Below are 11,007 nucleotides of genomic sequence, written 5' to 3' on the forward strand. Positions count from 1 at the left end.
GTGCCGACGCCCCGGAAGGGCCCGGCCATGCCGTCCGGCATACGGTAGTTGTGTCCGGCACGGTTCCGCACGCAGCCCCACCACCGTCCCTCGATGCCACAAAGGAGTGCGCGATGGGAACGTACGAGGATGTCTTCCGCGCCAGCACCGAGGACCCGGAGAGTTTCTGGCTGAGGGCGGCAGAGGCCATCGACTGGGATGTCACTCCCCGACGCGCCCTGGACTCCTCGGGCGCACCGTTCTACCACTGGTTCCCTGACGGGCGGCTCAACGTCTGCTTCAACGCGCTCGACCGGCACGTCGAAGCCGGCCGTGGCGGACAACCGGCGCTCGTCTACGACTCCCCCGTGACCGACACCCGCCGCACCTACACCTACGGGCAGCTGAAGGACGAGGTGGCGGCCTTCGCCGGAGCCCTCGCACAGCTCGGCGTGGGGCGCGGCGACCGTGTGGTCATCTACATGCCGATGGTTCCCGAGGCGGCGGTCGCGATGCTGGCCTGTGCGCGCATCGGCGCGGTCCACTCGGTGGTCTTCGGCGGATTCGCCCCGCACGAGCTGGCTCTCCGCATCGACGACGCCACCCCCAAGGTGGTCGTCTCCGCCTCTTGCGGCATCGAGGGCAAGCGTGTCATCGCGTACAAGCCCCTGCTCGACCGGGCGATCGAGCTCGCCGCCCACAAGCCGGAGAAGAGGGTGATCCTGCAACGCCCGCAGGAGCCGGCCGCGCTGGGCCCGGACGATCTCGACTGGGCCTGCCTGGTCGCCGACGCGCCCCCGGCCGACTGCGTTCCCGTCGCCGCCACCGATCCGCTCTACATCCTCTACACGTCCGGAACGACCGGAAAGCCCAAGGGAGTCGTGCGCGACTGCGGCGGCTACGCGGTCGCCCTGCTCTGGTCGATGGGTGCCGTCTACGACGTGGGCCCGGGCGAGACGATGTTCACCGGCTCCGACGTCGGCTGGGTCGTCGGACACTCCTACATCGTCTACGCGCCCCTGCTGGCCGGCGCGACGACGGTGCTGTACGAGGGCAAGCCGGTCGGCACGCCGGACGCGGGCCAGTTCTGGCGCGTCGCCTCCGAGTACCGGGTCAAGACCATGTTCACGGCGCCCACCGCCTTCCGGGCGATCAGGAAGGAGGACCCGAAGGGGGCGCTCACCGCCGGCTACGACCTCTCCCACCTGCGCTACCTCTTCCTCGCCGGTGAGCGCCTCGACCCCGAGACGTATCACTGGGCGAGCGCCCTGCTGGGCGTGCCGGTGATCGACCACTGGTGGCAGACCGAGACCGGGTGGCCCATCGTCGCCAACCCGGTCGGCATCGAAGCCGCGCCCGTCAAGCCCGGCTCCCCCACCCGGCCGCTGCCGGGCTGGGACGTCCGCGTCCTCGACCCCTCGGGCGCACCGGCGCCCGAGGGCGTCGACGGTGCGATCGTCGTGAAGCTCCCCCTGCCGCCCGGCGCACTCCCCACGCTCTGGAACGACGACGACCGCTACATCGCCTCCTACCTCTCCGCGTACGACGGCTACTACCTCACCGGCGACAGCGGGCACATCGACGAAGAGGGCTACGTCTTCGTCATGGGCCGCACCGACGACGTCATCAATGTCGCCGGACACCGGCTGTCCACCGGCAGCATGGAAGAGGCCCTCGCCGCCCACCCCGACGTCGCCGAATGCGCCGTCATCGGCGTCGCCGACGAACTCAAGGGACAGATCCCGCGCGGCTTCGTCGTCCTCAAGGCCGGCAGCGATCGCGAGCCGAGCGAGGTCGAGGCCGAACTCGTCCAGCTCGTACGCGGGCGCATCGGCGCCGTCGCCTCACTCAAGGACGTCACGGTCGTGGCCGCCCTGCCCAAGACCCGCTCGGGAAAGATCCTCCGCAAGACCATGCGCGGCATCGCCGACGGCCACGACGAACCCATTCCGTCCACGGTGGACGACCCCGGTGTCATCGAGACACTGCGCCCGGTCCTCCGCCGCACCGGTCACACCCCGTGACGGGGTGTCATGGCAGGAGGAGCACTTTGCCGGTCTGTCGATGGCTTTCCAGGTACGCGTGGGCCTCGGCCGCCTCGGCCAGGGGGTAGGCCCGGTCGATGATCGGGTCGATCTTTCCGTCCGCCAGCAGTTCCAGGCACAGCTGCTGGTCCCGCAGGGTCGCGCCGCGCACGCTGGCGATCTTCACCTGCCGGCCGATGAGGGCGAGTGCGTCCAGTTCGAGCCGGGATCCCTGGTCGGTCGGTGTGCCCAGGACGATGACCGTGCCGCCGAGCCGTATGCAGGAAAGGGAGAGCTGGAAGAAGTCGTTGCCGCCGACGCAGTCCCAGACGGCGTCGGCGCCCAGACCGTGCGTCAGCTCCCGGACCTGTGCCGGCAGCCGGGGATCGGTGGAGTGCAGGATGTGGTCGTAGCCGAGCTTGCTGAGCGCTTCGTCGCGGTCCGGCTTGGTGGTGGTGCCGATGACGGTGGCTCCGCTCAGCTTCGCCAGTTGTGCGCAGGCGATGGCCATCCCGCCGCTGGCGCCGGTGATGACCACGGTGTCGCCGGGACCGACGGGTGCCTGTCGCGCGCAGTTGAGCGGGGTGGTGTAGGTCCACATGGTGGCAGCGGCCGTCCCGAAGTCGATGCCGTCGGGGATGGGCAGGATCGCGTCCTGGCGGCGCACGACGTACTGGGCGTATCCGCCGAAGACCTGGTGCCCGGGGTAGGCGGTGTCGATGCACAGGTTTTCGAGTCCGCGTACGCACAGGGCGCAGTTACGGCACGGCGGGTGCGGAAGCTGCACCGCCCTGTCGCCGGGGCGCCACCGGGTGACGTTCTCGCCGGTGGCGACGATCTCACCGGCCGCGTCCCGGCCGAGCTGGAACGGCACGGGCCACGGCGGCCGTCCTGGGAGAGGCTGCGGCAGGTTGCCCGCGCGGTACCGCAGATCCCAGCTGTTGACGGCCGTGGCGTGCACGCGCATCAGAATGTCGTCGGGGCCGACCTCGGGAATCGGCACCTCTACGTACTTGAGCACCTCGGGCCCGCCATGCTCGAACAGGCGTACGGCCATCATGGTCTGGTCCACTTTCACGTTCATGACCGCCAGGCAACCGCCGCCCCATAAAGCACGTACCACTCGGCGTATGAAGCTTCCATGAAGCGGGCTCTCCACCCCGGCGTCCGCTCCCCGTCTCCGACCGGTCGATGGAGTCAGCGGGAGACCTGAGGCAGGCCGCCCTCGGGGGCGGATTCCTGCGGTAGGCGCAGGGTGAACGTCGTTCCCTTGCCCAGTCCGGCGGATTGCGCCGTGACGTCTCCGCCGTGGGCTCGGGCGATCCCCCGGGCGATGGTTAGGCCGATGCCACTGCCGCCGACGGCCGCGGGCCGGCCGGGGTGATCGAGGCGTTCGAAGCGGCGGAAGATGCGTTCGAGGTCGTGTTCGGCGATGCCGATGCCGTCGTCCATGACGCGGACGATCACATGGTGCGCGGGAGACGGTCCGGTGTGCACCGACAGGGTCACATGCCCCTGCGGATCGGATGCGGCCAGTGCGTTGCCGAGCAGGTTCACCAGGACCTGGGTGATCCGGTCCGGGTCGCAGGGGGCGACGACGGGTGTGCCCGCGTCCACAGCGAGGGTCACCATCTGGTCGTCGTACTGGGGGCGCAGTCGTTCGGCGGTGGCCCGTGCCAGCGTGGCCACGTCGGTGGGCTTGCGGTGAAGATCGAAGGCGCCCTCCTCCGACCGGGACAGGCTGGAGAGATCGCCCGCCAGGCGCTGCAGCCGGTGAAGGTCGTCGGCGAGGGAGGCGAACATCGCCTCGTCGGGGATGAAGATGCCGTCGGCCATGCCCTCGATCTGGCCGCGCAGGATGGTGATGGGGGTGCGCATCTCGTGGGCGACCTCGGAGATCAGGCGGGCGCGGCGGCGTTGGGTGTCGGCGAGGGCTGCCGCCAGCGTGTTGACGTCTTCGACCAGCGCTGCCAGGCCCGGCTCACTGGGGAGTTCGAGGACGTCGTCGTAGTGTCCTTCAGCGAGCCGGCGCGTGGCGGCGCGCACCCTGTCGAGCGGACGCAACAGAAACCGGGACAGGGCGACGGACGCCGGGAAGGCCGCGGCCACGCCGGACAAGAGGCCGATCTGAAGAACCACGTCGCCTTCGATGTCGGCGAACCCGAGCCACACCTCGATCAGCCCGCTGACTGCCGCCATGGCCAGCAGGGCCAGGAGGAGCACCATGACGTGCGAGAGCACCAGCCGGTTGCGGAGCGACAGCCGCTCCTGGAATCGGCGCAGCCGCGCACGGCACCTCTGGTAGACCGGGAAGCCGGAGGTAAGCATGGGCGGGGCGTCCTTCCTGGCCGCTGGGGCCTGTCGTTTGGATCACGTCGCAGACGTGGGGTCTGGCACGCGCATCTGCGGCGTTGTCGTCAGTCGCCAACTCCCCCACGCTCGGCTTCGCTCGCGCGGGCGGTGCCCCCATCGCGTTGACTCCCTCCTCCGCCTTGCAGCTGCACGCACCAGACCCCGCTCACCGGCGCTGATCAGCTCTGTCGGTTCCCTGCGACCTGATCCAAACGACAGGCCCTAGGCGGAGCGCCCGACGAACCGGTAGCCGATGGTGCGGACAGTGCCCACGAACCGGGGTGCGTTCGCGTCGTCGCCCAGCGCGCGCCGCAGAGTGCGGATGTGTACGTCCACGACGCGCTCGTCGCCGAAGAAGTCCTCGCCCCATACCTGGGTCAGCAGGCCACGCCGGGTGAAGACCCGCCCAGGGGCCCGGGCCAGCGCGAGCAGCAGATCGAAGTCGAGGGCGGACAGCTCCACCGTCCGGTCGGCGTCGACGAGGACGGTCCGTGTCCCGGGATCGACGGTCAGTCCGTCGAAGCGCAGCTTGTCGTCCTCGTGGGCCGCCTCGGGGCGGCTGTCGGTGCGCCGCAGGATGGCGCGCACCCGTAGTGCCAGTTCGCGGGGGCTGAACGGCTTGGTGACGTAGTCGTCGCTGCCGGTGGTGAAGCCGATCAGCCGGTCGACCTCCTCGTCCCGGGCGGTGAGCATGATCACCGGGAGCCGGCTCGCCTCCCGGATGCGGCGCAGGACCTGGAATCCGTCCAGGCCGGGGAGCATCACATCGAGCACCACGAGGTCCGGCCGGTCGCGGGTGACGGCCCGCAGGGCGGACGGTCCGTCCGCGGCTTCGATGACGTGGAACCCGTCCGCCTCCAGGTAGCCGCGCACGGTCATGCGGATCTTGGGTTCGTCATCGACGACCAGAACGCGCTGCGTACTCATCGTGCTCGCTTTCCATCGTCGAAGTGGGGAAAGGGAGGGCCCTCGTGGCCGCGGTGACCGGCGGCTTGGAGGGGGAACGCCTCGAATGCGGCCAGCGTACGGGGGATGTCGTGGCCGCTGCCGACCGGCAACGTGCGGCCCTCGACGGCAAGAGCGCCGCCCGCACCTCGTCGGCGGGGCGTCGGGCGGCGGGCTTGGTGTGCGGTCGCGGCTCAGCGCGAGCCGGAGCGGCGTATACGCGCCCGCAGCTTCGGGAACTGTTCGAGGGCGTTGGTCCGCTCGAGAGCGATCCGCTGGCGCCGGTTGTAGACCTCGTCGACGCTCGGTTCGGGGTCGCCTTCCTCAAGAAGCGGCAGGCTGCCCTTGAGGAAGGGCATCGTCTCGACGTTGTCGGCCGTGTAGAGGTGGCGGGTCGCCGGCCAGTCGCTGCCGAACATGATGTGGTCAGCCGGCACCAGCGACGACAGCGGCTGCAACTGCGCGGCGGTGAACGCCTGTGCGTCGTCGAAGTACATCCGCGAGAGGTACGTGAGGGGGCCTTCCGGCAGCACCTCGTTGAACGGCGGGAAGGCCGAGTGCCGTGTCGCGAGCCGGAAGGCCAGGAACGGCAGTGCGCCGCCGCAGTGCGTGAAGTGCCAGCGGATGTTCGGGTAGTCCCGCAGGACACCGTTGTAGATCAGGCTCGTCATCGCACGGGTCGCGTCGAAGGTGTACTCGAAGACGTTGTTCCCGGCCGGGATGTCGGGGCCGAAGCAGAGCTTCGGAGCCGGGTTCACCTCCGGACCCGTCGGGTGGACGTAGACGTAGGCACCGCGGTCGTTGAGGATCTCGTACAGCGGCGCGAAGGACGGATCGCCCAGGTAGGTGCCTTTGTAGTTGGTGAGCAGGCAGATGCCGTCGAGGTCCAGTTCGCCGAGCGCGCGGTCCACCTCGGCCACCGAGCCCTCGATGTCGGGCATCGGGGTGACCGCGAAGATCCCGAACCGGTCACCGCGGGTCTGCACGAGGTCGCGGGCGTAGTCGTTGACCGCGCGGGCGGTGGCGCGCCGGTCGTCGACCGGGCCGACGGTGACCTGGAGGTCGCCGAACGACAGGACGCTGGCCTGGATCCGGTACTGGTCCATGAAGGCCAGGTGCCGCTCGACCGACCACGGACCGTACGCCCCGGTGATGGCGCCGAGCAGGCCATAGCGCTTCAGGTAGTCGTTGTACACGTCGGGGCTGTAGTGCGCGTGGGTGTCGATACGCCAGTTGCCCTTCGGCAGCCCCGGGCCGGACGCTGCCGCCTCCGGACTGGCCATGGCAGCAGGCACCGTGGCCGCCGCCGCCGTGACAAGCGCCGCGGCCGATGCCCCTTCGATCATCCTTCGACGCGAGACGTTCCGTCGCAGGTTCATGTCCAGTTCCTCTTCCTTCTGTGCGCGCGTCAGGTCGTATGCACGTGCGTCACGGCGCCGTCGCCGGGCAGGTGTTGCGCAGGACGGCGATGCTCCCCGCCGTCATGGACACCGCTGCCTCCGCGCGCCGGGACGGCGACGCGGGCGTGTAAGTCGCTTCTCTGCCGGGCCAGTCGCCGTCAGCAGATCGATCCGGCGCTCATGCGTGGGAACCCCATGGCGCCGACCCGGCCGCGCCGGCCGGCAGTCGTCGCACAGCAGGGTGATCAGCGCTGTCCAGCGACGGGACGAGGAGTACGTGCATGACCGTCAGACAACAGGCGCCTCATAAAGCACGTACCACTGAGCACATGAAGCTTCCATGAAGCCGACTACTGGGAGGCCTGCAGGGCGTCGGCACGCTGCAGCGTGGTGAGCCACTGGGCCACGACGGCGTCGATGAAGGCGTCGGTGACCTGGCCGCGGTCGAGGAAGAGCCGGGCGAGGACGGGCCCGTACAGCAGGGTGAACTCGTCCTCGCTGATCTGGACGCCCGAAGGCTCCAGCAGCTTGTTGAACCCGGCGTAGCGGTCTTCGCCGATGCGGACGAGTGCCCGGGCGCTGTCGGGATCGTGGTCGGCCTGGGCGGTGACGGCCAGAGCCGCGGTGCGCACGGCCGGCACGCCGACCCCGGCGCGCAGGCTCTTCAGCCACGCGGTGGCCACGGCACCCACGTCGCTGCCCGGTTCGGGGTAGGTGCCGAGGTCGGGGCCTTCGAGGACGAGGTCGAAGAGCAGGGCGGCTCGGGTGGGCCAGTGCCGGTAGAGGGTCTGACGGGTGACCTCTGCCCGCTCGGCCAGCAGGGCATAGGTCAGCCCGGCCGGTCCGACCTGAGGCAGCAGCTCCCGGGCGACGGCCAGCACGCGGTTGCGGGTGCGCTGCACGCGCGGGTTGCCCGGGCTCGGCTGACGGCGATGGAGGGGCTGCTTCATGCCGCCACCCTACCTGCACATCATACATCGAGTGTGATTGAGGTCACATTGCAATCCGAATCATACGTAGCGTGTGATACACCTACGAGAGCAATCACACGCTTTGGATGATTCTTGCGTGACGGTGCCTATTCGAAAGGCGATGACCATGTCACCTCGCAACCTGCTCGCGCCCACGTTCTCCCGCACGCGCCTCGGTTCCGGCCCCGGCCTGCTCCTCGCCCACGGCGCCGGCAGCAGCCTGGCCGGAACCTATGGCCCCGTCCTGGAAGCGCTCGCCGCCCGCCACACCGTCGTCGGCATCGACTACCCCGGCAGCGGCGACACCCCCCGCTCCACCGCCCCGCTGTCCGTCGACGACCTCGCCGACCAGCTCGTCGCCGCCGCCGACGCAGAGGGCCTCGACCGCTTCGCCGTGTCCGGGTTCTCCCTCGGCGGCCCGGTCGCCATCCGGGCCGCCGCCCGCCATCCCGAGCGCGTCACCGCACTCGTCCTGACCGCCGCCTTCCCGCACCGCGACAACCGGCTCGCTCTCGCCTCCTCGGTCTGGAGCAAGATAGCCGCGTCCGGCGACCGCGAGCTGCTCGCCGAATTCCTGCTCCTGATGGCCCTCGGCACCCAGGCTCTGGAGTCCATGCCGGCCGAGCAGCTGCGGCAGACCCTCGGCTACACCGCCGCCAGCGCGGCCGACGGCAGCTCCGAGCAGACCGACCTCGTCGGCCAGGTCGACGTCCGGGACGACCTCGCCGGCATCGAGGTCCCCACCCTGGTCATCTCGACCACCGACGACCGGCTCACCTCCGCCGCCCTGCACCGCCACCTCGCCGAGACCATCCCCGGCGCGCAACTCGCGGAAATCGCCACCGGCCACCTGCCGATGCTGGAGCGGACCGACGAGTGGCTGCAGCTCCTCACCGACTTCCTCGGCAAGCACAACGCCTGAAAGCGCACCACGGGTGGGGCCACGCGGCGAACCCACCTTCCCCAGAGTTCATGGAGGAATCATGCTCACGTTCGGCAACCTCGACGAGTCCACTGCCTTCCGCGACCAGCAGAAGGAGAAGGCCGGCCCGGTCACTGTCATCAACACGTTTGTCGCCCCGGAAGGCAAGGAGGACGAGGTGGTGGCCGCCTGGGCGGACGACGCGGAGTACATGAAGAAGTCGGGAAGCCTTCTTTCGGTGCAGCTGTACCGGGGCATCGGCGGCAGCCGGCTTTTCACCAACGTCGCGGTCTGGAAATCCGCCGAGCACCTCCGTGCAGCGCTCGGCACGCCGGAGTTCGCCTCGCACCTGGAGCGCTACCCTGCCGGCACCGTCGCCTACCCGCACCTGTACCAGAGGTTCGCTGTCGAGGGCATCTGCGAAGGGGAATGACGATCGCTCCCCGATACGGCGGTACCTGGAGCTGTTGCCCAGGTACCGCCTTCAGGGCCGGCGAAGCAGCTTCGACTCCCTCAGGGTCACACCGCCTCGACTGAGTCTGCCGCGCCACGGACGACATCCCGCAGACGCTTCTTGTCGATCTTGCCGACCTTCGTCAGCGGAAGCTCGTCCATGACCAGCAGGTCCTCGGGGAGTTTGTAGCGGGCCACCTGCATCGCGGTGAGGGCGGCGCGGACCGATTCCAGGGTCAGATCGGTGCCCGGTTCGACGACCACCACCACGCACACCCGCTCCCCCAGGTCCGGATCGGGCTTCGCGACGGCGGCGACGCGGGCGACACCGGGCAGGCGGTAGACGAGGTTCTCGACCTCCTCGGCGGAGATCTTCTCGCCTCCCCGGTTGATGAGGTCCTTGTCGCGCCCCTCGACGACGAGGTTGCCCGAGGAATGCACGCGGACGATGTCACCGGTTCGGTACCAGCCGTCCGGGGTGAACGCGCGGGCGTTGTGCTCGTCGGCCCGGTAATAGCCGCGCGGGGTGTAGGGGCCGCGGGTGAGCAGGGCGCCCATGTGTCCCGGGGGCACGGCGTTGTCGAAGGCGTCGACGACGAGGACTTCGTCGTCGGGGCACATGGGACGGCCCTGCGTCTCGATCTTGACGTCGTCGGGGTCGTCCGGGCGCGTGTAGTTCAGCAGTCCCTCGGCCATGCCGAACACCTGCTGGAGTGTGCCGCCGAGCACTGGTTCGGCGCGGCGGGCGACCTCCGGGGCGAGGCGGGCGCCGCCGACCTGCAGCAGCCGTAGCGCGGGCGGGGCGGGGTGCCGGTCGGAGGCCACGGCGTCGATCCAGCGTTGGACGACGGCCGGCACGGCGGCGGTGGCCGTCACGCCCTCCGCGGCCATCAGGGGCAGCACCTTGTCGGGGTCGGGAGTGCGGGCCAGGACGACGCGTCCGCCGTTCATCAGGGTGCCCAGGATGCCGGGGCAGGCCAGGGGGAAGTTGTGTCCGGCGGGCAGCGACACCAGGTAGACGGTGTCGGAGTCAAAGCCGCAGACCTCGGCGCTGCGCCGCGCGTTGTACTCGTAGTCGTCGTGGGTACGGGTGATGAGCTTCGGCAGTCCGGTGGTGCCGCCGGAGAGCAGGAAGACGGCGATGTCGCTGCTCTCCGGGGCGATCCGGTCCAGCCGGGCCCGTGCGCCGGCCGGGTCGTCGGCCGGTTGGGCCAGGGCGCGCAGATCCGTGGCGTCGCTGCCGGCCGTGTCCCCCGCGACCAGCAGCAGCCGTGCGCTCGGCGTGGCTTCGGCGACCTCCCGTCCGAGTGTCTGGTGGTCGAAGTCGCCGATCCGGTCCGGTACGGCGATCGACGTGACCTCGGCATGGGCGGCCAGGTAGCGCAGTTCGTGACCGCGGTGCGCGGGCAGCGCCATCACGGGCGCGATTCCGGCCCGCAGACAGGCGAGGGTGAGCGTGACGAACTCCCAGCCGTTGGGCAGCTGGACGAGCATCGCGTCACCGGGGTGGAGGCCGGAGTCCAGCAGGCGGCACGCCAAGCCGTCGGCCTGGTCGGCGAGTTGGCGGTAGGTCAGGCGGATCTCGCCGTCCACGACGGCCACCGCCTGTCCGTAGGTCTCGGCCCACGCGTGGAGGTACGAACCGAGCGGCCGTCCACGCCAGTACCCGGCCTCGCGGTAGCGGTCGGCCGCCTCCTTGGGCCAGGGGACGAATCCCTCACGCATCGTCGGATCCTCCTTGATCCCATGTGTCACGCAGGAGCAGTACGGCGTCGAGCGCGACGACATCGCCGCCGGGCAGCACGCGCAGGGGGTTGATCTCGCACTCGGCCACGGTGTTCTCGGCGGCGATGTCGTCGCGCTCGACGCCGTACTGCTCCTGCGTGACACATGGGATCAAGGAGGATCCGACGATGCGTGAGGGATTCGTCCCCTGGCCCAAGCAGGCGGCCGACCGCTAC

The 11,007-nt window shown here is 70.0% G+C and carries 10 protein-coding genes; 3 read left to right on the forward strand and 7 right to left on the reverse strand.

Annotated features, from left to right (window positions below; translation table 11 throughout):
- Positions 1–113 precede the first annotated feature (113 nt).
- Positions 114–2,003 carry a propionyl-CoA synthetase gene (locus CCL05_RS22140; protein WP_086562223.1) on the forward strand — a complete coding sequence of 630 codons (1,890 nt, stop codon included), beginning with the start codon at positions 114–116 and terminating at the stop codon, positions 2,001–2,003.
- 7 nt (positions 2,004–2,010) lie between these two features.
- Here the strand turns inward: CCL05_RS22140 and CCL05_RS22145 are convergent, their stop codons facing one another.
- The 5 genes from CCL05_RS22145 to CCL05_RS22165 form a co-directional block, all read right to left on the reverse strand.
- Positions 2,011–3,087: a quinone oxidoreductase family protein gene (locus tag CCL05_RS22145; protein WP_086562224.1), complete on the reverse strand. Its 1,077-nt coding sequence runs from the start codon at positions 3,085–3,087 to the stop codon at positions 2,011–2,013.
- Positions 3,088–3,200: 113 nt separating this feature from the next.
- Entirely contained in the window at positions 3,201–4,331 is a 1,131-nt protein-coding gene (locus tag CCL05_RS22150; RefSeq protein WP_244204353.1) for a sensor histidine kinase, read from the reverse strand.
- Between the two features lie 246 nt (positions 4,332–4,577).
- The gene (locus tag CCL05_RS22155) at positions 4,578–5,282 is read right to left on the reverse strand and encodes a response regulator transcription factor (protein WP_086562225.1); all 705 of its coding nucleotides are present in this window, start codon (positions 5,280–5,282) and stop codon (positions 4,578–4,580) included.
- A gap of 212 nt (positions 5,283–5,494) precedes the next feature.
- Positions 5,495–6,679, reverse strand: coding sequence for an amidohydrolase family protein (locus tag CCL05_RS22160; protein ID WP_086562226.1), 1,185 nt, complete (start codon positions 6,677–6,679; stop codon positions 5,495–5,497).
- A gap of 371 nt (positions 6,680–7,050) precedes the next feature.
- A complete protein-coding gene (locus CCL05_RS22165; protein WP_086562227.1) occupies positions 7,051–7,650 on the reverse strand; it encodes a TetR/AcrR family transcriptional regulator in 600 nt (199 codons plus the stop codon).
- Positions 7,651–7,798: 148 nt separating this feature from the next.
- Here CCL05_RS22165 and CCL05_RS22170 point away from each other — a divergent pair, with 148 nt between their 5' ends.
- On the forward strand, positions 7,799–8,593 hold the full coding sequence (locus CCL05_RS22170; protein WP_086562234.1) for an alpha/beta fold hydrolase: 795 nt from the start codon (positions 7,799–7,801) through the stop codon (positions 8,591–8,593).
- A 61-nt stretch (positions 8,594–8,654) separates the two neighbouring features.
- Positions 8,655–9,026 (forward strand): antibiotic biosynthesis monooxygenase family protein, encoded by a 372-nt coding sequence (locus tag CCL05_RS22175; protein WP_086562228.1) that lies wholly within the window; start codon positions 8,655–8,657, stop codon positions 9,024–9,026.
- A gap of 86 nt (positions 9,027–9,112) precedes the next feature.
- On the opposite strand, the gene CCL05_RS22180 is transcribed toward CCL05_RS22175, so the two are convergent.
- Both CCL05_RS22180 and CCL05_RS22185 read right to left on the reverse strand, forming a co-directional pair.
- On the reverse strand, positions 9,113–10,771 hold the full coding sequence (locus CCL05_RS22180) for a (2,3-dihydroxybenzoyl)adenylate synthase (RefSeq protein WP_086562229.1): 1,659 nt from the start codon (positions 10,769–10,771) through the stop codon (positions 9,113–9,115).
- Entirely contained in the window at positions 10,764–10,946 is a 183-nt protein-coding gene (locus CCL05_RS22185) for a hypothetical protein (RefSeq protein ID WP_086562230.1), read from the reverse strand. The genes CCL05_RS22180 and CCL05_RS22185 overlap by 8 nt, the downstream gene beginning before the upstream one ends.
- Positions 10,947–11,007: the final 61 nt, after the last annotated feature.

It is taken from the genome of Streptomyces africanus, from assembly GCF_002150735.1.
Taxonomy (GTDB): Bacteria; Actinomycetota; Actinomycetes; order Streptomycetales; family Streptomycetaceae; genus Streptomyces; species Streptomyces africanus.